The organism is Exiguobacterium sp. KKT215, assembly GCF_055635335.1.
On record NZ_CM145756.1, the window covers coordinates 2,610,193 to 2,635,383 of the forward strand.

The 25,191-nt window shown below is 48.2% G+C and carries 33 protein-coding genes; 14 read left to right on the forward strand and 19 right to left on the reverse strand.

Going from position 1 to position 25,191, the window contains the following annotated elements; all coding sequences use genetic code 11:
* Positions 1-32 precede the first annotated feature (32 nt).
* Positions 33-1,073: a flavin monoamine oxidase family protein gene (locus ACZ2GZ_RS13580; RefSeq protein ID WP_470295338.1), complete on the reverse strand. Its 1,041-nt coding sequence runs from the start codon at positions 1,071-1,073 to the stop codon at positions 33-35.
* Between the two features lie 425 nt (positions 1,074-1,498).
* Here ACZ2GZ_RS13580 and ACZ2GZ_RS13585 point away from each other — a divergent pair, with 425 nt between their 5' ends.
* Positions 1,499-1,726 (forward strand): hypothetical protein, encoded by a 228-nt coding sequence (locus ACZ2GZ_RS13585; RefSeq protein WP_470295339.1) that lies wholly within the window; start codon positions 1,499-1,501, stop codon positions 1,724-1,726.
* Between the two features lie 17 nt (positions 1,727-1,743).
* Positions 1,744-2,016: a hypothetical protein gene (locus ACZ2GZ_RS13590; protein WP_214709430.1), complete on the forward strand. Its 273-nt coding sequence runs from the start codon at positions 1,744-1,746 to the stop codon at positions 2,014-2,016.
* 26 nt (positions 2,017-2,042) lie between these two features.
* Here the strand turns inward: ACZ2GZ_RS13590 and ACZ2GZ_RS13595 are convergent, their stop codons facing one another.
* Both ACZ2GZ_RS13595 and ACZ2GZ_RS13600 read right to left on the reverse strand, forming a co-directional pair.
* A complete protein-coding gene (locus ACZ2GZ_RS13595; protein ID WP_470295340.1) occupies positions 2,043-2,513 on the reverse strand; it encodes a hypothetical protein in 471 nt (156 codons plus the stop codon).
* 52 nt (positions 2,514-2,565) lie between these two features.
* Positions 2,566-2,988 (reverse strand): Lrp/AsnC family transcriptional regulator, encoded by a 423-nt coding sequence (locus ACZ2GZ_RS13600; RefSeq protein ID WP_470295341.1) that lies wholly within the window; start codon positions 2,986-2,988, stop codon positions 2,566-2,568.
* Between the two features lie 146 nt (positions 2,989-3,134).
* Here ACZ2GZ_RS13600 and ACZ2GZ_RS13605 point away from each other — a divergent pair, with 146 nt between their 5' ends.
* Positions 3,135-3,716, forward strand: a complete 582-nt coding sequence (locus ACZ2GZ_RS13605) for a cysteine hydrolase family protein (RefSeq protein WP_214709424.1) — start codon at positions 3,135-3,137, stop codon at positions 3,714-3,716.
* A gap of 61 nt (positions 3,717-3,777) precedes the next feature.
* Here the strand turns inward: ACZ2GZ_RS13605 and ACZ2GZ_RS13610 are convergent, their stop codons facing one another.
* Genes ACZ2GZ_RS13610 through ACZ2GZ_RS13620 form a run of 3 tightly spaced genes read right to left on the reverse strand, consistent with a single transcriptional unit; the run spans position 3,778 to position 6,160 of the window.
* Positions 3,778-4,209: a hypothetical protein gene (locus ACZ2GZ_RS13610; protein WP_214709421.1), complete on the reverse strand. Its 432-nt coding sequence runs from the start codon at positions 4,207-4,209 to the stop codon at positions 3,778-3,780.
* Positions 4,206-4,514: a nucleotide pyrophosphohydrolase gene (locus ACZ2GZ_RS13615; RefSeq protein ID WP_214754722.1), complete on the reverse strand. Its 309-nt coding sequence runs from the start codon at positions 4,512-4,514 to the stop codon at positions 4,206-4,208. The genes ACZ2GZ_RS13610 and ACZ2GZ_RS13615 overlap by 4 nt, the downstream gene beginning before the upstream one ends.
* Positions 4,511-6,160 carry a DUF2075 domain-containing protein gene (locus ACZ2GZ_RS13620; protein WP_470295613.1) on the reverse strand — a complete coding sequence of 550 codons (1,650 nt, stop codon included), beginning with the start codon at positions 6,158-6,160 and terminating at the stop codon, positions 4,511-4,513. The genes ACZ2GZ_RS13615 and ACZ2GZ_RS13620 overlap by 4 nt, the downstream gene beginning before the upstream one ends.
* 122 nt (positions 6,161-6,282) lie before the next feature.
* Here ACZ2GZ_RS13620 and ACZ2GZ_RS13625 point away from each other — a divergent pair, with 122 nt between their 5' ends.
* On the forward strand, positions 6,283-7,269 hold the full coding sequence (locus ACZ2GZ_RS13625; protein ID WP_470295342.1) for a LytTR family transcriptional regulator DNA-binding domain-containing protein: 987 nt from the start codon (positions 6,283-6,285) through the stop codon (positions 7,267-7,269).
* Between the two features lie 131 nt (positions 7,270-7,400).
* On the forward strand, positions 7,401-8,135 hold the full coding sequence (locus ACZ2GZ_RS13630) for an ABC transporter ATP-binding protein (protein WP_470295343.1): 735 nt from the start codon (positions 7,401-7,403) through the stop codon (positions 8,133-8,135).
* Here ACZ2GZ_RS13630 and istB read toward each other — a convergent pair.
* Both istB and istA read right to left on the reverse strand, forming a co-directional pair.
* Positions 8,110-8,826: an IS21-like element helper ATPase IstB gene (gene istB / locus ACZ2GZ_RS13635; protein ID WP_029595512.1), complete on the reverse strand. Its 717-nt coding sequence runs from the start codon at positions 8,824-8,826 to the stop codon at positions 8,110-8,112. The genes ACZ2GZ_RS13630 and istB overlap by 26 nt on opposite strands.
* On the reverse strand, positions 8,823-10,268 hold the full coding sequence (gene istA, locus ACZ2GZ_RS13640; protein WP_470295344.1) for an IS21 family transposase: 1,446 nt from the start codon (positions 10,266-10,268) through the stop codon (positions 8,823-8,825). The genes istB and istA overlap by 4 nt, the downstream gene beginning before the upstream one ends.
* Before the next feature lie 93 nt (positions 10,269-10,361).
* Here istA and ACZ2GZ_RS13645 point away from each other — a divergent pair, with 93 nt between their 5' ends.
* Both ACZ2GZ_RS13645 and ACZ2GZ_RS13650 read left to right on the forward strand, forming a co-directional pair.
* Positions 10,362-10,619 (forward strand): hypothetical protein, encoded by a 258-nt coding sequence (locus ACZ2GZ_RS13645; protein ID WP_470295345.1) that lies wholly within the window; start codon positions 10,362-10,364, stop codon positions 10,617-10,619.
* Positions 10,616-11,323 (forward strand): ABC transporter permease, encoded by a 708-nt coding sequence (locus ACZ2GZ_RS13650; RefSeq protein WP_470295346.1) that lies wholly within the window; start codon positions 10,616-10,618, stop codon positions 11,321-11,323. The genes ACZ2GZ_RS13645 and ACZ2GZ_RS13650 overlap by 4 nt, the downstream gene beginning before the upstream one ends.
* Positions 11,324-11,517: 194 nt before the next feature.
* Here ACZ2GZ_RS13650 and ACZ2GZ_RS13655 read toward each other — a convergent pair whose 3' ends face one another.
* The 4 genes from ACZ2GZ_RS13655 to groES form a co-directional block, all read right to left on the reverse strand.
* Positions 11,518-12,435: an MAE_28990/MAE_18760 family HEPN-like nuclease gene (locus ACZ2GZ_RS13655; RefSeq protein ID WP_470295347.1), complete on the reverse strand. Its 918-nt coding sequence runs from the start codon at positions 12,433-12,435 to the stop codon at positions 11,518-11,520.
* Positions 12,428-13,582, reverse strand: a complete 1,155-nt coding sequence (locus tag ACZ2GZ_RS13660; RefSeq protein ID WP_470295348.1) for a GmrSD restriction endonuclease domain-containing protein — start codon at positions 13,580-13,582, stop codon at positions 12,428-12,430. The genes ACZ2GZ_RS13655 and ACZ2GZ_RS13660 overlap by 8 nt, the downstream gene beginning before the upstream one ends.
* 228 nt (positions 13,583-13,810) lie before the next feature.
* On the reverse strand, positions 13,811-15,460 hold the full coding sequence (groL, locus tag ACZ2GZ_RS13665; protein WP_470295349.1) for a chaperonin GroEL: 1,650 nt from the start codon (positions 15,458-15,460) through the stop codon (positions 13,811-13,813).
* Between the two features lie 42 nt (positions 15,461-15,502).
* Positions 15,503-15,787, reverse strand: coding sequence for a co-chaperone GroES (groES, locus tag ACZ2GZ_RS13670; RefSeq protein ID WP_021065365.1), 285 nt, complete (start codon positions 15,785-15,787; stop codon positions 15,503-15,505).
* A 213-nt stretch (positions 15,788-16,000) separates the two neighbouring features.
* Between groES and ACZ2GZ_RS13675 the strand changes: the two genes are divergently transcribed.
* From ACZ2GZ_RS13675 to ACZ2GZ_RS13690, 4 genes are all read left to right on the forward strand, one after another.
* Complete coding sequence (locus tag ACZ2GZ_RS13675) at positions 16,001-16,696, forward strand: lysostaphin resistance A-like protein (RefSeq protein ID WP_470295350.1); 696 nt, start codon at positions 16,001-16,003, stop codon at positions 16,694-16,696.
* Positions 16,697-16,712: 16 nt separating this feature from the next.
* Complete coding sequence (locus tag ACZ2GZ_RS13680) at positions 16,713-16,922, forward strand: YdiK family protein (RefSeq protein WP_021065367.1); 210 nt, start codon at positions 16,713-16,715, stop codon at positions 16,920-16,922.
* A gap of 227 nt (positions 16,923-17,149) precedes the next feature.
* Positions 17,150-17,482, forward strand: coding sequence for a hypothetical protein (locus ACZ2GZ_RS13685; protein ID WP_470295351.1), 333 nt, complete (start codon positions 17,150-17,152; stop codon positions 17,480-17,482).
* Positions 17,483-17,574: 92 nt separating this feature from the next.
* On the forward strand, positions 17,575-17,853 hold the full coding sequence (locus ACZ2GZ_RS13690) for a hypothetical protein (RefSeq protein ID WP_470295352.1): 279 nt from the start codon (positions 17,575-17,577) through the stop codon (positions 17,851-17,853).
* A gap of 33 nt (positions 17,854-17,886) precedes the next feature.
* Here the strand turns inward: ACZ2GZ_RS13690 and bsh are convergent, their stop codons facing one another.
* From bsh to ACZ2GZ_RS13705, 3 genes are all read right to left on the reverse strand, one after another.
* Complete coding sequence (bsh, locus tag ACZ2GZ_RS13695) at positions 17,887-18,861, reverse strand: choloylglycine hydrolase (RefSeq protein ID WP_470295353.1); 975 nt, start codon at positions 18,859-18,861, stop codon at positions 17,887-17,889.
* Positions 18,862-18,979: 118 nt separating this feature from the next.
* Positions 18,980-19,384 carry a hypothetical protein gene (locus tag ACZ2GZ_RS13700; protein ID WP_214799889.1) on the reverse strand — a complete coding sequence of 135 codons (405 nt, stop codon included), beginning with the start codon at positions 19,382-19,384 and terminating at the stop codon, positions 18,980-18,982.
* Positions 19,381-19,539 carry a hypothetical protein gene (locus tag ACZ2GZ_RS13705; RefSeq protein ID WP_214799891.1) on the reverse strand — a complete coding sequence of 53 codons (159 nt, stop codon included), beginning with the start codon at positions 19,537-19,539 and terminating at the stop codon, positions 19,381-19,383. The genes ACZ2GZ_RS13700 and ACZ2GZ_RS13705 overlap by 4 nt, the downstream gene beginning before the upstream one ends.
* A 259-nt stretch (positions 19,540-19,798) precedes the next feature.
* Here ACZ2GZ_RS13705 and tnpB point away from each other — a divergent pair, with 259 nt between their 5' ends.
* Positions 19,799-20,971 carry an IS200/IS605 family element RNA-guided endonuclease TnpB gene (gene tnpB / locus ACZ2GZ_RS13710; protein ID WP_470295354.1) on the forward strand — a complete coding sequence of 391 codons (1,173 nt, stop codon included), beginning with the start codon at positions 19,799-19,801 and terminating at the stop codon, positions 20,969-20,971.
* Positions 20,972-21,057: 86 nt separating this feature from the next.
* Complete coding sequence (locus ACZ2GZ_RS13715) at positions 21,058-21,381, forward strand: TM2 domain-containing protein (RefSeq protein WP_251132995.1); 324 nt, start codon at positions 21,058-21,060, stop codon at positions 21,379-21,381.
* Between the two features lie 39 nt (positions 21,382-21,420).
* Here ACZ2GZ_RS13715 and ACZ2GZ_RS13720 read toward each other — a convergent pair whose 3' ends face one another.
* Entirely contained in the window at positions 21,421-22,005 is a 585-nt protein-coding gene (locus ACZ2GZ_RS13720) for an NADPH-dependent F420 reductase (RefSeq protein WP_214720080.1), read from the reverse strand.
* A gap of 16 nt (positions 22,006-22,021) precedes the next feature.
* Positions 22,022-22,495, reverse strand: coding sequence for a hypothetical protein (locus tag ACZ2GZ_RS13725; protein WP_131436755.1), 474 nt, complete (start codon positions 22,493-22,495; stop codon positions 22,022-22,024).
* A gap of 153 nt (positions 22,496-22,648) precedes the next feature.
* On the opposite strand from ACZ2GZ_RS13725, the gene ACZ2GZ_RS13730 reads away from it, so the two are divergent.
* Positions 22,649-22,831, forward strand: a complete 183-nt coding sequence (locus ACZ2GZ_RS13730) for a PspC domain-containing protein (protein WP_470295355.1) — start codon at positions 22,649-22,651, stop codon at positions 22,829-22,831.
* Positions 22,832-22,864: 33 nt separating this feature from the next.
* Here ACZ2GZ_RS13730 and ACZ2GZ_RS13735 read toward each other — a convergent pair whose 3' ends face one another.
* Both ACZ2GZ_RS13735 and tatC read right to left on the reverse strand, forming a co-directional pair.
* A complete protein-coding gene (locus ACZ2GZ_RS13735) occupies positions 22,865-24,211 on the reverse strand; it encodes an FAD-dependent oxidoreductase (RefSeq protein WP_058765575.1) in 1,347 nt (448 codons plus the stop codon).
* A gap of 191 nt (positions 24,212-24,402) precedes the next feature.
* Entirely contained in the window at positions 24,403-25,191 is a 789-nt protein-coding gene (gene tatC / locus ACZ2GZ_RS13740; protein ID WP_214799895.1) for a twin-arginine translocase subunit TatC, read from the reverse strand.

Here is a 25,191-nt window from a genome sequence, read left to right on the forward strand (position 1 = left end):
CATCCTGGGTTTGGGATGATACGCATTTTTGGTTAGAGCGGCTCGACGATACGTTCTGCTGAACGGAGTGCGCCCTCGATATGACCACCGAACAAAGAGTCCGTCTCTGTCCCAGCAAGTGAAAGGCGACCTTCCCAGTCCGCATCAAGTGCAATCGGCTGATAGACAGGGAAATCAGTCAACGGTTCTCCGTCTTGAACCGTGGCCGTATACCGGTCACTCGACCAATCGACGTATAAGACATCACGCGGGGTGCGCGCCTCTTCCCCGTATAGACGGACGAGCTGGTCGATGACGAGACGATTCAATTCGTCCCGGTCGAGTACCGAGCGTTCAGTAGCGGTCAACCGGAAGAAACCGAATAACGCGGCAAGTCCGTCCGGCTGCGAGGCATCATGAATCTCTTGCAACACACCGGCCCAGCTCATGCCTTGGCCGGATAGCCCCTTATCTCGCCAAAACGGACGGTCATATACGGCGAGCACTTTCGCCTGTCCGCCCATCCAGGTCGGCGTGTTCGACAGTTTCGTTTGCACGGTTTCCGATAGTTCCGGTTGAAACGAGATACGTGGGACGAGCCGAGGTGGGATGGCTAGGATGACGTGACTAAACGGTTGGGACCCTCCCGTTTCGAGTTCGATAGATACCCCGTCCTCAACCTGTTGAATCGAGGTGACCGTCGACTCGAGCTGAACCGTTTCGCTCGGTAATGTCGCCGCGAGCGCCGTCGACAAACTGGCCATGCCACCGACGAGTCGCATCGATGGGATTGTATGACCGGGCGGGAGCGTATGGCGTTCGATGACACCGAACTGCCGCTCGAGCATCAAGTCTCCGGCCGTGTATTGCGAGAACGCTTGAAGACCCAGTTGGTCGACCAGTTGCGTCATCGTCGTCTCCGTCTCTGGCCAATACCAAGTCGGACCGAGGTCAAAGCCATCGTGACTCAACACCCGTCCCCCGATGCGGTCACGCGACTCGAACACGGTGACGTCATAGCCTTTCTCGATGAGGAGCGACGCAGCATACAGTCCGCTCACACCGGCTCCGATAATCGCAATTGATGGATTCATGAAAACGCTCCTTCTTTATACGTGGTGTTCCTATTATACTGAAAAAGGCGAATATACATAATCTGGGCGCACCGCTCAGGAAAGGACGTTACGAGGTGAACCGATTCTTTTATTATTTTTATTTCCCATTCATCTGGACGATGCGTCTATTGTATCGGTTCATCAAAACTGAATTCATGTTGACAGTTGCATTGATTGTCATAGCTTTCCCATTGATGTTTTTAGTATTGGATGATTTCTTTCCACTACCCCTCTATTTGAAGACATTTGCTTCGGTCTATATCTCTATGGCCATGCACACACCGTTTCATTATTTTGATTCGGACGTCAGACGGCGACGTACCAAGCCTGGATACATTCCGCTCGATGAAACCAAATCGTATTTGAAATCGTAATATCTAAGAGCCACACAAGGAGGAAACCACATGGAGGAAGTATTGTTCTCATTGCTCGAGGGAGTTATGGCACTGCTGCCGTTGCTTATCATTATTTTGTTCATTGTGACAATCGTACGATTCATGAATCGCCATGAGCAACGCGCTAATGCACAGATTGAATTCGAGAAACTAACCGCCTTGCATCAACAAGAACAAATGAATGCGTTAATTGAACGACTCGATCGAATTGAAGAGGCGTTAGAAACTCGCCGTTAATGGAAAGGAGTGTTTGAATGGATTGGACCACGATCATGTTGATTGCTTCATTGATTTTGAACGCGTTCTTCCTCAACGTCATCGTTATGCAAACAAAAGATATTAATGCATTGAAACGAAAACAACTCCATACCGAACCAATCGTGCAGGATGACGAGTTTTATGCGTCGATTAAAGAAAAAATCGATACGATTGGTGTGATTCCGACCGTGAAATTCTTGCGTGAGACATATGGTCTGTCGCTACTTGAAGCAAAACAATTGGTCGATCGCGTAAATGAAAAGGAGTAGCCCTCGCTACTCCTTTTTGACTGCCTTTATTTTGGAAAGAAACCGACTTTTCCCTGAGCATACACTTTATGTGTCACATGTTCCGCGTCAAGTTCGCCAAGTCTTTGATCGAGCCGGGACGACGCGATGATTCCGATTCCGGAGAGTCCCGTTGCAAGCACCAACAAACTGATTTGTTCCGGGTTGAACAGGAGTGTCAGCATCAATACCACGTAGGCTCCAATCAGCCCAATAGCTGCCCAACCTTCAAGACGCACAAGTCGCTTGTAGGCGGCAGACGAGTTGAAGCGTAGCAATGTGTTCGTCCGCGTCACTATTTTCACGAGACCGACAGATGGCAACACTAGGAGGAACCAAATGAATTCAGCGAGACGATGTTCATCAATGGTCATCAAGACCACACTGACTCCTGTGATCAGTGCAAATAACGCGAGTGCCTGGCGGGTCGAGCGCTTCCCGCTTTCATATAAATGATCGAATCGTTCGCGTTGGGTCATTCAATTATTTCTCCTTTCGCAGGCCAAGGCGTTTAGGTGAGTACGGTTCTATTTACTCAATTCCTTTAAACGGAACCGGTGACGACAGATTGATGAGTGACGACGGCTGGCCGTAAGCCATCGATTCATCGATGAACGTCTCGAGAGTGCGTACGTTTTCCGTCACCACTTTTACCAAATAGCTGTACTGGCCGGCGAGACGATGGCATTCCATCACGCTCGGTTGTTGTCGGCAAAACTCTCGGAACGCCTCGCATCGTGTCGTGTCATATAAAATAAAGGCCGTCACATGCTTTCCTAATTTCTCCGGATTGATTACGGCACGATACGCTGTGATGACTTCGCGTTCTTCGAGCCGCTTCAGCCGTTCATTCGCAGCCGGTGTTGATAAGCCAATCCTCTTCCCGAGCTCCGTGACAGAAATCCGCGCGTTCTCCTGCATCAAGCTGACGATATGTCGATCAATTTCGTCCATTTCGGTCCCTACTTTCAAATCGTAAGTTGTGTGTCCAATCTTCCGTGCATTTTAAGGAATCGCACGCAGAACTCCGTTGATCTCGTATGTAATCAACTCTTCCTCCCCGCTACACTTAAGGTAACGTTAACAAGGGGGAAACAGACATGAAGCAAAACACAGTCGTACCATTATTGATTATTGACGTCCAAAAAGCGTTCCACGATCCGAGTTGGGGCAATCGGAACAATCCGATGTTTGAAGCAAACACTGCACGTCTCATCTCGACTTGGGAAGATGCCAATCAACCGATCATCTACGTCCAACACGTCTCTCAAGTGCCTGAATCATTATTTTACTTCCAGAAGGACGGTCATTTGTTCCAAGACTTCATTCGTCCACGCGAACAAGACACCATCCTCACCAAGCAGGTCAACAGTGCCTTCATCGGTACGAACCTGCAAGAGCTTCTCGAAGCGTATCAAGCGAAATCCATCATCGTCACAGGATTGATCACGAACCACTGTGTCGAGACGACCGCCCGCATGGCCGGCAATCTCGGATTCGGACCAATTGTCGTGTCCGATGCGACGGCGACGTTCGACCGCCGTTCATTGAGCGGTTCGTTGATTCCAGCAGATGTCATCCATGACGTCTCCCTCGCCAACTTGAACGAAGAGTTCGCGACCATCCAAACGATGGATGAGGTCATCGCGATGGTTCAAACGAAAGTAGTACAGACCCAATAACGGGCTGTACTGCTTTTTTCTCGATGTTAATACCGTACTTATCCAACTAGTTCCTGTAACGTTATTCAGCAATTTCTTCTTTATAGCCACTAATTAAAAATGGAATCTTTAAATTCGCAAGCTTCATTAAGAAATCGGGTTCAAACTCTAGTTTCACATCAAGGTGATAGACGACACCTAAATCGATATGGATACAATCGGCTCCACAAGAACGAAGGGTATCGATATGCTCCGTAAGGATGTCCACCATCCAAAAGAGTCCGATATACGGATTTTCCATTTGTTGAAATTCAAGTGGTGGTTCAAATGACGCATGACCGTACGTAGCAATTCCTTGCCATTTCCCTACGCGCTCAATCTCCCCGACTTCTGTTTGTTTATAAAATTGAATGCCTGTTTTTTCTGTTGCAACGCGAGGTGAGAAATTCTCTCCGGTTAAATGGCAAGGAATCATAAATTGATCTGGAGGATACCTTTCGAGCGTTTCACTCATGATTGTGGACTCGGATACTTCACCGCGTTCTTCTCGAGCTTCTCTTCAATCGCCTGCGACACATCAATCCCTGCCGCATGCGCGAACGTCAGCGCGTAAATGAGGACATCCGCGAGCTCTTCTTTCATCTCGACGTGTTTCGTCTCGAGCGCTTCTTCGCTCGACACCCATTGGAACAACTCCAACAGCTCGCTCGCCTCGAGCGATAACGATAATGCCAAGTCTTTCGGGTTATGATGGAACGCCCAATCGCGCTCGTCACGGAATTCAATCACTTTGTCCATCAGTCGTTGTACTTCGTTCATATCTGTACCTTCTCTCTTTGAATGTGTAACAACTTATCTCGCAACGCTTGATTGCTCGCATATAAGTAAAGTCCTCGGACGCCACGCTTCATCAACACATTGATGGAGTTCAACACGATTTGTTCTTTCGCCAACTCGACATCTTTGACACCGTCAATTCCCGCATACGCCCCGGTGTCTTTATAGAGATTCGTGTCGATCACCAAGCAATCCTTCGTCTCATCGTACGTTACCGAAGGACCGAGCACGACGCCGACGTAGTTCAAATCAAAACCTTGGATCGTATAGATCGATCCAGCCTCGGCAATCGTCTCCGATTTCTCGGCCCACGTCGTCTTGCCTCCCGTCGTATTCCACGGCATCTTATACTCACCGTTCGACTCGTAAACGTAATACGTTTCCCCGTCCTTTTTATGAAGGTAATCGAACGTCGACACGACTCGACTGAGCCCATGTTTCTTGTCTTGTTCGATAATCATTAGGTGCATCTCTTCCAACGTTTCAAACACACGTAAATCATAGTTTTTAGAAGCTGGGAATGCTTGTATCTGCTTAGCTTTGAAGGCTTTGATCCAATCGATGACATCCTCATCCGCCTGCATCCGAAACTGATTCGTCAGTTTATATGTTTTCAAACACTTCGCTTTTTCTTTAAACTCATCCAACTTGCTTTGATCCCACCGACTCTTCAGCTTTAACACTTGGTCTTGATCGAAGATAACAATGACAACCTTGGCGATCTTCATCAATTCTTCGAGATGATTATCTGCCCGAAAGTTGTTGTATGCATCTGACTTCGTCAACAGGAGGTGCGCCTCGTCGACCAAAATGATATCGACCTTCTTATCTTTTAACTTGTTAAGGAGCGGCGTCGGTTTGACGAAATTGACAGCCTTCAAGTGTTTGACTTGTTTGGCAATCCCTTTATACGTCTTCAGCATCTCCTCGTGATTGACGACCAGATAGTTCTCCGTTTGATACAGATTCGAACCCGCCTCATTCGTTCGCGCCTGAATCGTATTGAAGATGGAGCTCAGTACAACACTCTTGCCGACACCGGCCTCGCCTTCAATGACATACAAGTCTCCATACGTGTCTTCGGGCTTGGCCTTCGCAATCCGTGTCTCACAAAACTCGAGCACACGCTCTTTTAAATCCATCTGTTCAACGGATAGTTCTTTGAACGGCGACAATTTGAAGATGTCTTTGTTCTCGATGGCGTGCAGGTCGTTTTCGACGAGCCCATTCTTATGTAGCACACCCCATAACTCAGGAAACAGCTCATTGTCGTAGAACGATTTATTGTAATAATTGTGTGTGAAGTCGCTTGCCGTCTTGCTTTTGTTTTGTAACGTATACTTCTCGTCCCCTAAAAAGTAGTTGATCAACTTCGTCTCAAGATGAAACGTCGCCGATCGATTGAACGTCTCATGCTTCACGAGATTGATTTGGTCTACATTTTTCCGATCAGCTTGTTTCAGCTTCAGATGTTGTTTCATACGTTTTTGGAAATGCACCGTTTCCCCGATATACGCTTCCTTCTGTCCGTTCAAAATATAAATCACCGGATAGTTCAAATAATCGGCTGTCCGATCAATCTCATCTATACTCGTTTTATCAAAATCTAACGGAATGACCTCAATCATCTTCACTGACACACCCTCATCTAATTTCAAATTATCTCCAGTTTAGCATAGCCTTATTCCAATTCATTACTCAAGTCTTTCCTGAATCAATGGTATACTCCAACTAAAAAGGGAGGGATTCGGTGCTTACGTTCGACAACGTCTCTGTTCGCCAACAGGACACGCTCATCCTTGAAAATATCTCCTTCACCATCAATCCGGGTGAAATCGCAGCCATTCATTGTGGCGTCACTTCCCGGGAAATATTGTTCGCATTATTGACGGACACGCACGCAAACTACTCCGGGACCATCGATACAGCGAATCGTACGCTCTCTGTCTTCTCCATTCGTGACGGATTGTATGACCGGCTGACTGTCGAGGAGTACTTGCGATTTACGCACACGCTTTACGAATCGACGGAATCGCTGGATATCGTCCTGCAAACCGTTCAACTCACACCATATCGGAACAAACGATTGAACCGGCTCAGCTTGTCTCTCGTCCGGCGCGTCCAATATGCGGCGCTGCTTCTACATAATCGGGACATTTACGTTCTCGAAGAACCGGATCAAAACGTCGACCAAGAGACACGGCACTTGTTCGCGACCGTCTTGATGCAACTGAAGCAGCAACAAAAAGCCATCCTGCTTCTGACGAGCAACATGGAGAGTGCCCTCTTCGTCACGTCGACCGTCTATCGTATCGACCATCGGCACTTGCGCTTACTCGACGTGGAACCGGATGAAGCGGATGCGCACGAAGACGTCACGCCTGACGTCATGCACGTCCGCTTCGAGAAGATTCCAACAAAAGTGAACGAGAAAATCGTCTTGCTCGATCCACCAGAAATCGACTACATCGAGAGCCAGGATGGACAATCCGTATTACACAGTCAATCGGAGCAATTCCCGAGCGTCTTCACGATGAACGAGCTCGAGACGCGTTTGACTCCGTACGGCTTCTTCCGTTGTCACCGGTCGTACATCGTCAATCTTCAACGGGTGCGGGAAGTGATCACGTACACGAAGAACAGTTTTAGCCTCGTGCTCGATGATTCGGCGAAGACAACGATTCCCCTCTCGAAGACGAAAATGGCCGAATTGAAGACGATGATTGGGCTGAAATAGGCTCCATTCACAGTCCGATTCGCTCCACTCAGTCCTCAAGAAGCGCCATTTATGGCCATTCTAATGCGCCCGCCTCTTCCTCTCGATATGATTTAATCAGGAAATACGACATCAACAAGGAGGAACGAGCGATGCAGGATATTATCACCGTGAATCAATTGAAAAAGTTGTTCGGGAACGAAGAAGCGTTACGAGACGTGACCTTTTCTGTAAAAAAAGGAGAGGTGTTCGGGTTCCTCGGACCGAGTGGATCCGGGAAGACGACGACCATTAAAATTTTGACGTCGCAACTCGCCCAGACGTCTGGTGACGCCACCGTGTTCGGCGTCCCGGTCTCGGAGTTGAAACAAGAACAGTATCGGAAGCGGATTGGCGTGTTGACCGATAACAGCGGACTGTACACGCGTCTTTCGATTGAAGAGAACTTGCAGCTCTATTGCGACCTGTACGACGAGCCACGCACTCGTATCGATGACGTGCTCCAGACAGTGAACTTGGCCGGGGAACGCAAAAAACGCATCTCTGCCTTATCACGTGGGATGCTGCAACGGGTGACACTGGCCCGGGCGTTATTACATGAACCGGAACTGTTGTTTTTAGATGAGCCGACATCCGCACTCGATCCGGTCAATTCGCGCCACATCTATAAAGGCATCGAACGGTTGAAGGCAAAAGGGACGACCATCTTCTTGACGACTCACGACATGAATGAGGCCGAGGAGTTGTGCGACCGCGTCGCCTTCTTACATCAAGGGGAGATTCAATTGCTCGACGCTGTATTTTGCAATACAAATGTGCACAATAATGCAACGAAAAGTACAGAACTTTGCCAGCTGGGTTTTAGTGTTTCGACAACGCATGCGTGACACGATAACTGTCACCTGTAAAGTTTAGTATGTGAGCGTGATGGATGACGCGATCGACGAGTGCCGCAGTCAAGCGCGCGTCGCCAAAGATGCGATTCCATTGGCTGAACTCAAGGTTGGATGTGATGATCAGGCTCTTTCGCTCGTACCAGTCGGTGATGAGATGAAACAGAAGTTCCGCAGATTCTTTTGTGAGAGGGAGATATCCCATCTCATCTAAAATAATCATATCTGCCGACTCGAGACGAGAATGGAAGTTGCCTAGTTTTCCATCCCGCCAGGCCTTGTTAAGTTGCTCGACGAGTTCAGAGACCCGGAAGAACCTCACCTCATAACCTTTGTGACAAGCTTCTCTCCCGAGCCCGATGGCCAAATGGGTCTTTCCTGTACCCGGGGACCCTGTCAGAACGACGTTCTGTGAGTGCTCGACGAAATTCAGTGAGGTCAGTTCGTCCTTATCTAAATGCTTTGGGAAGTAGATGTGATTGCCCCAATGATAGTCGTCTAGTGACTTATTGTTGATGAATTTTGCCTTTTTGATTAACCGTTGCGCTTTCGCTTCCTCGCGGAGGCGCATTTCCATCGAGAAAAGCTCCGTGAGAAACTTTTCAGGGGATTCCGTTGGAATCGATTCATAGATTTCAGCGACATAGGCAAGGCGGAGCGATTTGCACATTTCTTTTAGGCTCATACTGCACCACCTTCTCCCCAAGGCCGATTCAGGCTATCGTACTTGCTCCAATCCACATCATAAGGATGGTCCTCAACCACGGCTGGATCGTCGTCCTCGCTCAGTAGCTCGTATAGGCGTTCATTGATCTCGAGGATTGGATAGAGTGCGAGCTTGGCTCGGATCCAGGCCAGTCTTTCCTGCCGAACGAGTAAGTTGGGTACGCCCAGGTACTCTTTGATTCTACCCGGCAGATATTCGGAATAACGGGAGTGCCCGAAGCTTCTCGGCTTCTTGTGCCAAGTGCTGATGATGTTTTCCCATGGGAGCGCACGCTTTGTCATCATGTAGGGACGTTTTTCTTCGTAGAGGATTTCTCCGTGAAGTGAGAGAATCTTCATCGAATCCCACCTTAAGATGGCGCGTACTTGCCCATGACGAGCCCCTGAAGGGATCAAGACTTTCGTCTTATCGATCGTTATTTCGCCGTACTTGTTCACCTTGAACAGTTCTTCTTTGAAGACGGGGAAGTCTTCTTGCGGCAATCGCAATAGATGTCTCTGCTCTTCTTCGAACAACTCACGGATCAGCACATGCTTTTCGTAATGCACTCTCTCCATGTCATCCCGTAGGGAAGCTGCGAGTTGCCGGTTCGTCGAATCGTAATCATGCATGACAGGGGCTGGGACAAGAAAATTGTACCGAACGTATCCTACCTTGTTCTCGACACTTCCTTTCTCGTTACCTCTGTAAGGATTACAGCTTTGAACTTGGAAGCCGTAATGTGCCATGAACTGCAGGAAAGCATCTGTATAGATCGCCTCTTCTTTTGTCGTTCGTGGTTGGATGACTGCGGCGGGGAGATTATCGATTCTGAGCTGTTGCGGTACACCACCGATTTCTTCAAAAAGCATTTTGAGTCCCGTCAAAAAGCACTCTTGGTTTTCTGCGGGCAGGGCGACAGCTGCTGTGCGGTTACTGAAGGGCAGGCTCATGACGAGGCATTTTACATCGACCGCATGACTATCTTTGACGACTTCCATCGTCCCGAAATCTACCTGTGCCTCACCCGGAGGGTGTTGCAATCGTTCTTGCCTTGTGTCGTTTTCCTCCTCGCTCGTCATATGCCAGCTCTTGATGAAATTGCAGACCGTCCGGTAAGAACCCTCGAATCCGTTCGCCACCAGCGTTTCATAAAGCTTTTTATTCGTTCGTCTTAACTTTTTCTGAAGCATTTGATCCTCGGTCAACCAATCCTCGACCATCTCGCCCCATTTCGTTCCGTACATCATGCCTCTCTTGGGGCGAATGGTTTCACTCGGCAGTTGAGCTGAATCCGCGTATTTTTTTACCGTCCTCCAGTTGAGGTCTAGATTTTTAGCGATTCGATTGATCGAATGTGATTTGTGGTTTCTCAGATATTTGATACAATTGATATCGGACATTGCTAGCATTCCTTCCATCTCCTAACGTTCTTGTGTCGCAACTTAAACGTTAGGGTGAGATTATGGTTGCTGGCAAGTCCTTTTTCTTTTCTAAAATAGGAGTGCAGAGTTGTGTACGTTTCCGTTGCACACTTCTGCACTCCTATTTTGCATTACACAGACGCTCCGAAACGATTGCGCCGGAAATATGCGAACGGCTCGATGCGCGTCGAACTGCATGACGGGGAAACGGTTGAATTGAAGCAAGGAAAAGATGGGGCGGACTGGCTTCATGAGCAGATGCGTGATCAAAACATCGCGGCCATTCATTCGAACGAACCGACGCTCGGGGATATCTTTATCGAAGTAACGGGGAGGAAATTATCATGACATTTTCAATGAAACGGGCACTCGCCATTTTCCAGAAAGACTATAAAGACTTGTCGCGGAACTTATTCGTCTCCTCGACGCTAATCATGCCGCTGTTCTTCGCCGTCTTCTATTCACAGCTCGGCGGAGGAGGCATCGACGTGACTTACTTTGTCATCAATATCACGTTCAGCCTGGTTGCGACGTTCGTCCAGTGTGCCTTAATCGCCGAAGAGAAAGAGAAGAACACACTCCGTGGGCTGATGTTATCGCCGGCGAGCACGCTCGACATCTTGCTTGGAAAGAGCGCGCTCACGTTTGTGACGACGCTCATCCTCATCGCAGCGTGTGCCTTCATCATGGGATACAGCCCTGCGAACCTGCTCGTTATCTCACTCGCCTTGATCGTCTCGACGTTCTTTTATATCGGGATTGGGACGATTCTCGGATTGATGACGAAGACGGTCATGGAAGCTTCGCTCATCGTCATGCCGGCGTTTTTCTTCTTCTCGTTCTCACCAATGTTGTTGGTGTACGAGGACCGTTTCTCTATCATCGGGTTACTCGAGTATTTGCCGAACATCGTCTTAATCGACCTCGCGCATCAAATTGAGGGCGGTTCTGGATTTGGTTCTACGTGGTTGGAGCTTGTGATACTGTCCGCTTGGGCGCTTGTCGTGTTCGTCGGAAGTATTGTGATGTATAACCGGAAACAGACGGATTGAAAGAAGGATTGCTTACAAGCAATCCTTCTTTGCTATAACTTAACTAGCTAAAATCATTGGAAAGAAAAACAGTAGTATAAATTCACTCTATCTTTTTAGCTCAATTGTGCAATTTTTGGATCAAGACTTTAAAAAAATCAGGAAGTAAATTATATATATTTTTATCTTGCTTTCCCCCAACTTATCAACCAGTATTATTTTGAAATTTGATTACTTCCTATAGAATCTATTAAAACTAAAACTATTGCATATTGAAGTATTTTTGCTTTCCTCTCATATTCAATTAATAAAGCTTCAGATAATTCATTGTCAAAGTTAGAGCCGTGAGCCACCCTATTCCGTTTTTGTAAAATTTCATCTAAGAATGTTATCCAAAGAGATGTTGCTCGATTTTTTTTTGTGAATTTTATATCACTTTTTACCAAATCGAATTTTGATAATTCTACTTTATAGGGAAAATTCTTGGTCCCCTCTAGCAAATGAGCTTTTATCTCTTCCACAAGTTGATCTGTTATCTCATTGTCATTTTCAAATACAACTTCTAATTTAGATTCATGTAAATAACTAAAAAAACTGTCAATACCAAAATTACTTAATATCTTGTCTATGACGCTAGATTTGGGATTTTTGTTTCTATCATATAAAAAAGGTTCAATTTGAAGATCAGGATTATATTTATCAAAAATTTTAGATAAGTCGTCGTATCTCCCACCATCACCCAAAAAATAGCTTATAAAATTTGACTTAATTGTTTTTGGCATTAGTGAGAAGTTCACTTGCTCACTTAGATCTCTGACTACAGCCTTGGCTAAGTCCTTAATGTAACCTTCTAATTGAGCAACTAGTAATACTGTGGTTGATCTGCAGAGAACATCATAATAGTCTTTTTTGGAAGAAAATTCATTTGTCATTTTAATTAATAAATTTATTTCCTCCCATCTTTGTTCAGATGTTATTAAGAATTCATAAACCTCTGTTTCAACCTGTACAAAATCCTCTTCTTCTGTAGGTGTTTGAATGGATTCAAATTGTCCGTCGACTTCTTCCCATTCGTCTTCTGGTTCTTGAATTTCAATATTTATAACTTTGTCAACTCCGTCTTGTTCACTCACTAACCTCACCTCTTAATACACCTTTCACTGTACTAATTCGCGTTTCTAATTTAGTTTTATCATTTATACTGCCTGAAATAGATTCTACGAAGTTACTATCTTTAAAAAGTAATAAGTATTTATTCTTTATTTCTTGTTGTATTTCTACATTTTCAGATTTATCTACATTATTTATAATATAATCTGCCATAGAAATACTCAAAGCATCGTATACTGCAGCATTGAATTTAGACGCATAAACTAGTCGTTCTGTACCATCTTCTTTTCCTAAATATTTATATTTAGCAAATGCAGAATCTCCGAAATTTAACCTTATAACATTCATTGTTTGATTAAATATATCTCTATAAAATTCTAATTTTTCTTCAGTAGCCTCTTTATTAAAGGTTTTCATACTATCCGATAGAAAAGTTTTTAAGTTAGGTTTATACGTTTTGTATCTGTTATCAATAAATGAAATAAATCGAAGGACTAATTCAACATCTTCCATTTTTTTCACTTTTCTATTATTATCTCTATCTTTAATATCGATTTGATTTAATAACATAAAATCATGATTTTTAGCTAATTCTTTAATTAATTCGTTAAATTTCCCCCTGTATATTGCATTTCTCAGTTCTTGAGGTTCCAGCTTTACTGCTCCAGTATTCAGTCTTTCGAAAATATCATATTTTACTTGCGGATCAAGGGTTGAATCAATTCTTAAACATTTAATCGTCCGCTCTTCAAGTCTCCTTTTCAAAAAAGCCGGCAAGTTTTCATAATAAGACCCTTCTAATTCTTCAAGCACATCCATTTCAGTTAGAGCCAGTTTATTTTCAATAAATCTCTTAATTGCTGTCAGTCTTTGTTGTCCATCAATCACCGAAAATCTAGCAATAAACTCCTCATCAACCTCTTCGTCAGCATCTACGTCTTGTGATAAATAAATGGTTGGTATTGGAATGTTTAAAATTAAACTTTCAATAAGCCTAGAAGCTGTTTCATCTGTCCATCTTCTGTTCCTTTGATATTCGGGATCTAATTTTATTTTCCCTTGATTTATTCTTTTTACAATTGTTTCTAAATCATATTCAATATTTTGAGTCTTAACAGTCCGTTCTTTTGCTTTTTTCTGAAGCTCAACTATATTTAAATCTTCTATCATTACATTTCCTCCTAGTGTCCAAATAATTTATAGAGTACTAATATACTGTTATTATAGTTTAATTTACTTAGCCTTACTCAATTATTACTTCATATTTTTACCATAGCCGTGTAGAATAAATTAACTTTATGTTTTCAAAATAAAACGACGTCCCTAACAAATTTAGGAACGTCGTTTTATTATTTATTGAGTTAAATCATTAAATTAATACAATTTAAGTTTAGTGACTTACATCATTCCACCCATTCCACCCATTCCACCCATGCCGCCCATGTCAGGCATGCCGCCGCCAGCGCCTGCTGGTTCTGGCTTGTCTGCGATGACCGCTTCCGTTGTGAGGAACATGGCTGAGACTGACGCTGCGTTTTGAAGTGCTGAACGCGTCACTTTCGCCGGATCGACGATACCGTGTGCGATCATGTCGACGTACTCGCCAGTTGCGGCGTTGTATCCAATGCCGACCGACTCGTTCTTGAGCTTCTCGACGATGACCGAACCTTCTTCACCCGCGTTTTCAGCGATTTGACGGACCGGTGCTTCGAGGGCACGGAGGACGAGTTTCACACCTGTCGCTTCATCCGCTGTCACTTCTGCAAGCAACGCACGAACAGCTGGGATGACGTTGATGAACGCCGTACCCCCACCTGCGACGATACCTTCTTCGACGGCTGCACGTGTCGCGTTGAGCGCGTCTTCGATGCGGAGCTTACGTTCTTTCAGCTCTGTCTCTGTCGCTGCGCCAACTTTGACGACGGCTACGCCGCCAGCGAGTTTCGCGAGACGCTCTTGGAGTTTCTCACGATCGAAGTCAGATGACGTCTCTTCGATTTGGTTGCGAATCGTTTGAACGCGTGCTTTAATCGTTGCTTCGTCTCCAGCACCTTCAACGATTGTTGTCGTGTCTTTCGTGACGACGACTTTCGATGCGCGTCCGAGCTGTTGAAGCGTTGCCGACTTGAGCTCGAGGCCGAGGTCTTCGGTGATGACTTGGCCGCCTGTGAGCGTCGCGAGGTCTTCGAGCATCGCTTTACGACGATCGCCGAATCCTGGTGCCTTGACTGCGACCGCATTGAACGTACCACGAAGCTTGTTCAAGACGAGTGTCGCGAGCGCATCGCCTTCGATGTCTTCTGCGACGATGAGGATTGGTTTCCCTTGTTGCACGACTTGCTCGAGCACTGGGATGATCTCTTGGATGTTCGAGATTTTCTTATCTGTGATCAAGATGAACGGGTTGTCGAGCACCGCTTCCATCTTGTCTGAGTCTGAGATCATGTATGGTGACAAGTAACCACGGTCGAACTGCATGCCTTCGACGACGTCGAGTTCTGTCGTGAAGCCGCGTGACTCTTCAATCGTGATAACACCGTCGTTACCGACGCGCTCCATCGCTTCAGCGATCAACTCGCCGACTTCTTCGTCCGCTGCCGAGATGGCCGCGACTTGGGCGATCGCTTCTTTCGACTCAATCGGTTTCGAGATGAGCTTGAGCTCTTCAAGTGAACGACGAACCGCTTTGTCGATCCCTTTACGGAGAATCATCGGGTTCGCGCCTGCTGTCACGTTTTTGAGACCTTCACGAATCATCGCTTGAGCGAGGACTGTCGCCGTTGTCGTACCGTCCCCTGCGACTTCGTTCGTCTTCGAAGCGACTTCAGCAACGAGCTTCGCGCCCATGTTTTCGAAGTGGTCTTCGAGTTCGATTTCTTTCGCGATCGTCACACCGTCATTCGTGATAAGCGGTGAGCCGAACTTCTTCTCGAGGACGACGTTGCGTCCTTTCGGTCCGATTGTGACTTTTACCGCGTCAGCGAGTGCGTCGACACCGCGAAGCATCGCGTGACGTGCGTCTTCTGAGAATTTGATTTCTTTTGCCATTGTTCATTTCCCCCTAGAAAAGTTTTTGAAGAATGGTGAGTCTTAGCCTACGATTGCGAGAATATCGCTCTCTCGAACGATTAAGTATTCTTTGCCTTCATGCTTCACTTCGGTACCCGCGTACTTCGAGTAGATGACCAAATCATTTTCTTTGACGTCGAGCGCGATCCGCTCACCTTGGTCCGTGACGCGGCCTGTACCGACTGCGAGGACGCGTCCTTGTTGCGGCTTCTCTTTCGCCGTGTCAGGAAGCACGATGCCTCCGATCGTCTTTTCTTCTTTCTCCACGACTTCGATGATGACGCGATCGCCTAGTGGTTTTAACATAGAAAAAACCTCCTCCGAATATGAATGATGTATCGTTGAATCGTAAGTTTTAGCACTCGTCAAAAAGGAGTGCTAACATTGATTAGTGTAGTATGAGACGCCTGAAAATGCAAGCGGGAACATCAAAAAAATGCTTCCACTCGCGGTCAAGAGACCTTATTTGATACAATGGTCAAAAGGAACGTTGACTCTTAGGAATAAGGACGTGTTCAATTGGCTACACTAAACTCAAACCAATCGATAAATACCCGTTTTTCGATGGCACCTAACATTCGGCTCCGGCATATCATCCCGATTCTGCTGTATGCGTTTGTTCAATTCTTTCCGGTATTGATCAGCGAAGTGCGTCCGGAATGGATCACGCCGACAGCTACCGGGCTTTGGTTCGCCATCGGTTTCAGTTTGACGATCATCATCTCGCTCTTCTTGCTCTGGCCTGACTTGAAGCTGTATAAACAGCAAGGCATCCAATCGAACTTGAACGACACGGTCAAATGGATCGGGCTCGGTATTCTCATGCAGTATGGGCTCGTCATCGTCGCCAACTTGATTGAGACGGCAATATCAGGTGACGTCATGGGGTCTCAGAACACTGAGGAAATCGCGGATATCGTCCGTCTCGTCCCGGTCATGACGCTCTCAGTCGTCTTGCTCGGCCCAATCATGGAAGAGATTCTGTTCCGTCATATCTTATTCGGGAACTTGAGCGCCCGCTTCGGGTTCTGGATCGCGTTCGCGGTCAGCTCGCTCTTGTTCGCGCTCATCCACGGGGACAACAAGATTCTCGTTTACGTGGCGATGAGCTTCGCCTTCACGGTCGCTTACGCTAAGACGCGTCGCTTGATCGTACCGATCGCGATTCACGCGTTTAACAACGCGCTCGTCATGGTCGTATTATTCTTAATGTAGAAATGAGGTGGCATTGATGCCGCGACACTTAAAAGTTATGTTTTTGTTCAGTCTCTCGTTCGGGATTCTGTTCACCGTCCTCGCCTACTACTCGGTGCAAGAGTACGGCTTCAGCTTCTGGACGTACTTCATCATCGCCGTAGCCGCGTATGACTTCTTCAAGGTATATCAGATTTTAACGCTCGCCCGAAAAGCGAAAAAAGAAAAGACCGATAAATCGGCATAACGAAAAGACCAAGCGCGCAGCTTGGTTTTTTCTTATGGATTAATTTTTCCAAAACAAAGGATTCAAGATTGTAAAATAAAGGTATTAATCATTTAGGTCAGTATAAAAATAGTAAAGGGGCTGGTGGTATGTTTAAAAAGATGATGAATAACGTAGCAGTCACAGTCCCACTCTAGGCGTCCAAACTTCAATCGTTCATAAGTCCAAAAATCCCCGAGCTGTTGGATGTGACCGTCGAGATCACAAACGGACAATTGATTTTAGCAGGGTCAAAGAAAGTCGGGGTCGCTTTCTTCTCGAAAGATGTTCGGATGAAACTGACATTGGTGCCAAAAGAGATCCACGGGCGAAAAATTGTGTTCACTGTCGTGAAGGTCGAGCCGACGGATAAAGAAATCTTCAACGACAAGTTTTTAAACCACTCCCCTTATATCACTTACGATGCTCGAACGTTGACGCTTGACTTGAGTGCGATCGGCCCGCTCCAAAAAGTGAAAGTCGGCAACATCAAGTCACTTGCGTTAGAAGAAGGACGTGTCGTTTTAGTCATCAGCGCATGACCATCCGCTCTGACTCATCCTGGATCTCTTTTGAAAAAGATATCAATCCGCGTTATATTTGATAGGTTAACTATCAAATAAGGAGAGATACGATGAAGAAAGCAGTTCTCGCGATGGTCGCTTCCCTGTTTCTCGTCGCCTGCTCCAACCAAGACGACCTGTCTACATACGACGAGTATGGCGTGCTCGAAGAGACGATTGAGATCGCACAGTATGAACCGAAAGTCGAGACGGACAACGACGGCAACCGTGTCATCTTGTTCTATGCAGGTGAACGTGTCGCCTATAAGAGCGTCTACGTGAAAGACGAGCGTCATTTGAAAGTCATCAGCACGAATGATGAGGCCCCGCTTTATAACGACACACTATGAAACACAGCCCTCTTCACACGAAGAGGGCTGTTCTCAATTCTCATAATGAATCTGTTGGTGGTGTTGTAGAGGATACGCAATCAATTGCTCACTTTCTAACGGTTCATGGAACAGTGACACGGCCGTGATTTGGTTGTTGTCATACGTCCGATAGTAATAGATACCATCATCGACGTTACAGCACGAGGAATAGATGGTGTACTCATACGTCCCGTCCTCGGCCTCGTTCAAGCCACGTGTTTGCATCACCGTATCCAACAGCTTGAAAAATTGCCCGACCGCGGACGCCTCGGTCGGTTCGCAGACCGAGTTAAAGGTAGCGAACGTTGCCCGGACGAAACGCGACGTCGACGATAAGTCACCCGGCAAGCCTTGCCCGCCTAATCCGAGACAATAGGCATCGAGGTTCAATGTCGGCGCGAACGTATTAGCCGGCAGTTTCGTCGAGACATGCCGATAATCGTTCAGATTGAACAACTGATACTCGAACGACGGATTGTTCGTTAAGACGCCGACTGGATTGTCGTACACGCGCAACCCGTCCGCCATCGGCTCGACGACAATCGAGGCATCTCTGTCGGCGATGATCCAGTGTAGCGGATGAAGCGGGAGAGCGTCACTGAAATTAAGATTAACCAGCTGAATCGTCGCCAGTCGCTCTTTCACTTCCTCGATTGTCGCGCATTGCCCGAGGATCCACGGAATGAATTCGAATGGAGAGATGTTGTCTCTTCCGTCGACTTCCGGCTTGAATACGGCATTCCCTGGGAAGTTCAGCCCGGCCATGCTGACCCCTTTTTCATTCGTCGCCTCGTAATAGAGCGGGTAGTCTTCCACGACGGTCGCCATCCCGATCATCGCGTAATGGTTAACGTTCTCGCCCATCCGTCTGAAGTTAAACGGATAGTGTCGGGGGGTGATCGTCACTTGCTCGTGATAGGACACGTTCAGGTCTAAGTTTCTGCCGAAGTAGTGGGCGTGCGGAGCGTACGTGATTGCTGTACACATAACAAAACTCCTTCCGATCCAATGCAGACAATAACAGCACTCTTTGTCCTATTCACGTTTTCGTCTGACATCAACCATAAGAAAAAACGATGAGGCGTGTGCCACATCGTTCTTCATATTAATTCAGTTCGGTTTCGACCGTTGTGTCCGGCATGAAAAACCAAAGTCCCATCCCTTTTAATCCGAATACGAACGCCAACCCATAATACATGAGTGCTTCGAGCGAGTAGGTCAACGTATCCATGAAGAACGAGACGAAGAGTCCAATCATCAAGGCAACGACGACACCTCGTAATGTCAGTTCACTTGATTCGCGTCCGATGGCACGAGATGCTTCCTCACCAAGTGTCGCCGCGATGTCACGGCGCCAAGCATAAAACAGAGTCGCAGCCAGCGCCAACGTCATATCTGGCACGTTACCACCTAAGACATCCATGATGGTGAGCCCGAGCATAATGAACATCCCGAGTTTCAATGCATCTTCATTTGTATAGGTCACTCGAGGTTTCAAGAAGTTGTTCATAGGACGATGAACCCCACCGTCAACAGACCATATACGAAACCGAGCACGATCATACTGATGGCGATCGATTTATATTGCGGATACTTATGTAAGACGACCGCTCCGGCGATCACGTGAATAAACGCGACGATGAACGTCACAATCGCAAAACCCATTCGGTTGTTCCTCGCTTCCAAAAATAAATAATAGAAAATCATGGGAATTCATCCGTTTCCCGGTACAATAAAGACTGCATTCATTATATCAATTTTTGGAAAGAAGGCACATCACATCATGAATTATTCACGTACCGATTTATCAAAATCAGACGAGAATACTCCCACTTCTAAACGTGGCGGGCGAAGCCGTAGTGAACGTGGGAGATGAATCGCCAACCTCTTTTTTGGGTATAAATACCTAGAGGAGGTGAACACCATGTTGAAGCATAAAGCGTATAGATTCCGGATCTATCCGACAACGGAGCAGGAAATTTTGATTGCCAAGACAATCGGTTGTTCACGCTTCGTCTTCAACCACTTCTTGGCGAAGTGGGAAGAAACCTACAAGGCGACAGGAAAAGGACTGTCCTACGGCTCCTGTTCAAAAGAAATACCTGTACTCAAGCAAGAGCTTGATTGGTTAAAGGAAGTCGATAGCACTTCCGTGCAAAATAGCGTCAAACATCTGGCCGAGGCATATGAACACTTCTTCAAGAAACAGAACGAACGACCACGGTTCAAGTCGAAGCGGAACCCTGTCCAATCCTACACGGCGAACATCCAAGGCAAGTCCCAACTTCCTGAGGTATCGATCGTCGGCAACCGGCTTAAGCTGCCGAAGTTGAAGTGGGTCCAGTTCGCCAACTCGAAACAAGTCGAGGGCCGAATCCTCAGCGCCACGATCCGACGGAACGCGACGGGCAAATACTTCGTCTCCCTGTGCGTCGAGCAGGAGATCGACGAACTGCCAAAGACCGGCTCAACCGTCGGCGTCGACGTCGGACTGAAGCATTTCGCCGTCCTGTCCGACGGCACGGTGTACCAAAACGACCGCTATTTTCGCACGCTCGAGAAGAAACTGGCGCGCGAGCAACGAAAACTCTCCCGTCGTCAGCTCATCGCCCTGAACAAGAACATCAAGCTGTCCGAGGCGAAGAACTACCAGAAACAAAAACGCAAGGTTGCCCGCATCCATGAGAAGATCGCGAACAAACGTACCGACTTCCTGCACAAGGTGTCGACCGAGATCGTCAAAAACCACGACGTCATCGGCATCGAGACCCTGCAGGTGAAAGACATGCAACAGGACCGCAAGTTCAGCAAAGCCATCTCCGATGTCAGTTGGTCGGCGTTCTTCCACATGCTCGAGTACAAGGCGGACTGGTACGGCAAGACCGTCGTGAAGGTCGGGAAGACCTTCGCCTCGAGCCAGCTCTGTTCAAGTTGCGGCCATCGACACAGAGACGTGAAGCATCTCGGTCTGCGTGAGTGGACATGCCCGGGTTGCGGGACCCACCACGACCGCGATGTGAACGCAGGACTGAACCTCAAACGAGAGGCCGAACGCATCCTCGCCTCTTCAACCGTCGGGACGACGGGGCTAGCCTGATCAAGTTCCGGTCGTTAGACTGGATGACTCAGGAATCCTCCACCTCCAAACGAAGCGTAGGCGGAGGTAGTTCAACGACAGAGGAAATGCTCCTCGTCAACAGCGAAGTCGAGAAAAAGAAACGCAATCTCGTCGTCGCGTACTTGCTTTGGTTCTTCCTCGGCGGTTTCGGCGCACACCGCTTCTACTTCAAGAAGACCGGGACGGCTATCGCGATGCTTGCTACAACAATCCTATCAATCGCCCTTACGGTTGTATTGATTGGTGTATTCGGGTTTATCATCGTTGGAATTTGGGCGCTCGTCGACGCGTTCCTCATGCCAGGCTGGCAACAACGCGAAGTCGAAGCCATCGAGCGCGAGACGATTGAGTCGTTGAAGACTCGCTCTGAACGCCAAGCTGCCTTTTAACGACCAGACGGTCACGCCAACGCGTGACCGTCTTTTCTATTAGAAGCTATTCTCTTTCAAGTAGAACGCGAAGTTCCGGTGCTTCCGTTCTTTCGTCGCGTAATGGATCCATAGCCACGCGAGCGACTCGAGCTCCCGCGCCAGTTTCAAGTGTCGGAGCGTATGAGCGTCGAAACCAATCTTCGAGGCGAGGTCTTGGACGGCCCGGACCGACTCCTGCTCATCACCGGCGATGAACATCATCGACATGTTCGGGTTCTCCAAGTTCTCGACACCGGTCTGATTGAACGCCTTGACGATGCGGACGTGCGGCGCGAGTTCCTGTAGATGTTCGGCCCCCGATTTCCCTTCCGGCCGCTCGATCGCGTCAAACTCTTTCGCAATCGGATTCGTCACATCGATGACAATTTTGTCGTCCAAGTCCCGGAGCGATTGAATCAAATCGACGGCCGCCGCGAACGGCGTCGTCAGCAACAGGATTTGCGCGTTCGACGCCACTTCTTGGAGCGACATCGTCCCCTCGCGCTCCGAGCGCGTCCCGTACAACACTTCATAGCCAACGTCCTCGAACTTGCGCCCGAGCGTCCGTCCGACTTTCCCAGCTCCTAAAATACCGATCTTCATATAATCCGACTCCCCTTCACAGTTCTTCGTCCGTCCGTGTCACCGTGCCACCCAGTTCTGTCGCCAGTCCATCGAGCACCGAGTGATCGAACTCTTCCCCGATCGCCATCACCCCGGTCTGTCCGGGCTCGATATTCCCGACCGTCCGCTTGAACGTCTCTTGAATGCTCTGGACGTGTTTCAAATCTTTCGTTCCTCCGATGAGTCCTCCCGTGAGCGTGCCGAATAGAATCCCGAACGGTCCGCCGAGAATCCCGACGGCCATCCCGATCAAGGCACCTTTCGTCGACTTGTTCGTCGGCGTCAGTTGGACGGCGTCCTCGAACGAGAAGGCCCCGTTATCTTCACGCTTTATGACGACGAGTTGTTCGAACCCGACGAGTCCTTCGGCGTGGTACTTTTTCAACTTACTGAACGCTTGATACGAGATCGACTCCTCTGGAAACGTGAACGTGACGATATGGTACGGTTGTTTTTCCTTCTTGGCCATATTGGCTCCTCCTTTGACAGGACCGGGTGACACATCAGCTTTCTCTTACCCCTTCCCCGGCTTCAGACGAAGAAAAACCTGTGTGCATTGTACGCTTGTCGCCAATTTATATGGTAAAATTTTCATATCATAGTTGAGATGGGAGCCACGCTTATGCAACGTCCGCTTCGCAAATCCGCCACGAACCGCTCACTCTTCGGTGTCTGCGGCGGCATCGCTGAATACTTCGATTTGTCCCCGCTCGGTGTTCGTCTGCTCTTTTTAATCGTACCGGGGAACATCCTCATCTATATGATTCTCGCCAACTCGATGAGGGACGCCCCACGCTATCTATAAAAAAACTCGGAAGCCGCGGCTCCCGAGTTATTTTTATGCGTTGACTTTATCTTTCATCGCTGCGAGCGCCCCGCTGTTGATGAAGTGCCATGGCTTGTTGTAATGCGGTTGGAAGAAGAAGTCGACGTAAGCGAGCTCTTCGACCGTCATCTCGTTTTGGATCGCGAGCGACAACGTGTTGACCGCTTGCGTCATGTCCGCTTTCGAGAGAACTTGTCCGCCGACGACGCGATGCGTGCCGACTTCATAGACGAGTTTGAACTGGACCGGTTCCGCCGTCGGCATGAACTCCGGACGGTACGCATCTTCAATCACGACGCTCTCGACGTCAAGGCCGAACAGACCGGCCGCTTCTTCCGTGAGACCTGATGAAGCGATGTTCCAATCGTAGAGACGGAGACCTGACGTCCCTTGCGTCCCTTGATAGCGGACACGCGGTGCGATCAAGTTCTCAGCGACGAGCGTTCCCATGCGGACGGCATTCGTCGCGAGCGGGATGTAGGCGTGTGTGCGCGCCGGGTTGTAATAGACGGCACAGCTGTCACCAGCGGCGAAGACGTCCGGGTTGCTCGTGCGCATATACTCGTCGACGATGATGGCGCCGTTGCCGAGCATGTCGACTTGGCCTTGAAGGAGTCCCGTGTTCGGGCGGAAGCCGACACAGAGGATGACGAGGTCAGCCTCGAACTCACCTTTATCGGTCACGACGTGCGTGACGTTTCCATCTGTCCCGCGGAACGCTTCGACCGTCTGGCCGAGCTCGAGGTCGATGCCACGTGACGTCATGTCCGCTTCAAGTTGATCCGTGAACGACTTGTCGAGGTACTTGTTCAAGATGCGGTCGGCGCTATCGATGAACGTGACGTGTTTGCCGTACACTTCGAACGCTTCGACAAGCTCGACGCCGATATAGCCGGCACCGATGACGGCGATGTTCGTCGCGTCTTTTGCCCGCTCGATGATGCGTTGGGCGTGGCCATAGTTTTTGCAGAGCTCAATCCCAGTCATCTCGATGCCAGGAAGCGTCGGGACGATCGGCCATGAACCAGTCGTGACGATCAAACGGTCGAACGTGTCATAGACGTCTTCTCCCGTGTCGAGGTTTTTCGCATGGACCGTCTTCGCTTCCGTGTCGATGTTCAATACGTCGTGCTTCATGCGCATCGTCGCGCCGAGTTCTTCGAGCTCTGTCGGTGACGCATAGAAAAGCTCTTCCGCACGTTTGACGACACCACCGACGTGAAGGGCGATCCCACACGAGAGGAAACTGACGTTGTCGTTCCGCTCATACACCGTGATATCGAGATTGTCGTGCTTGGCGAGTAATCCTTTGACGGCTGCTGTTCCTGCGTGTGTACATCCGATGACTGCGATTTTCATATGGTTGTCTCTCCTTTGAGTGTTAGGCAAGTTAGTGTTTGTGATAAATATCACATTTACTTTCTGAACTTAGTGTACTATTTCACAAGAAGGTTTGACAATCCCTTTGCTCACTTTTTCACGTAAATATGTCGAAAGTTTGAACACCCACTGTGACAACAAAAAAGCACCGTCCCGTTAAGGAACGATGCTCACTTCTCATTCATTTGTTTCATCAAATCCATCTGCTCTTTCACCATCGCCTCTTTCTCACGACGGAGCACGCCCCGGTACGTGATGCGTGAAATCGATAAGCTGATTTCATACAAGAAGAAGAGCGGCAATGACACCATGAGATGCGACGTCAAATCCGGCGGCGTGATGAACGCGGCGATGACGAACAAGGCGAAGTACGCATACTTCCGAATTTTTGATAAGAAGTACGGCGTCACGACACCGATGCGCGTCAAGAACATCGTCACGACCGGCAACTGGAACAACAGTCCGAATGGGATGGTCAGTTGCAGCAAGAACGTGAAGTAGTTCGACGCCCCGATGATTTGCGTTAGCCCGAGGTCTTGCCCGAGGTCCGTCGAGATATCGAGGACGAGCGGGAACAACCAATAATAGGCGAACGCGAGACCGATCAGGAACAAGATGAAGATGATCGGGATATAGGCGAGCGTCGCTTTCCGCTCGTTCGGATGCAGACCAGGTGCGACGAACGCCCACAGTTGATACAGTAGAAACGGACCGGATGCGACGAGCCCGATGACGAGCGCCAAGTTCAAGTAAATCATGAGCGGGTCCGCGACCCCAAAGGCGTTCAGTTCGAGCCCTCGTTCGACGAGGTCCGCCTGCAGATAGGCGAGCACGTATTTGACACTCGGCAAAGCGATCAAAAAGAAGGCAAAGACGACAAATGCCGACAGCATCAGTCGTCTCCGCAGCTCTGTCAAGTGATCGGACAGCGCCCGCTCTTGATCAGGTTGATGATTCAT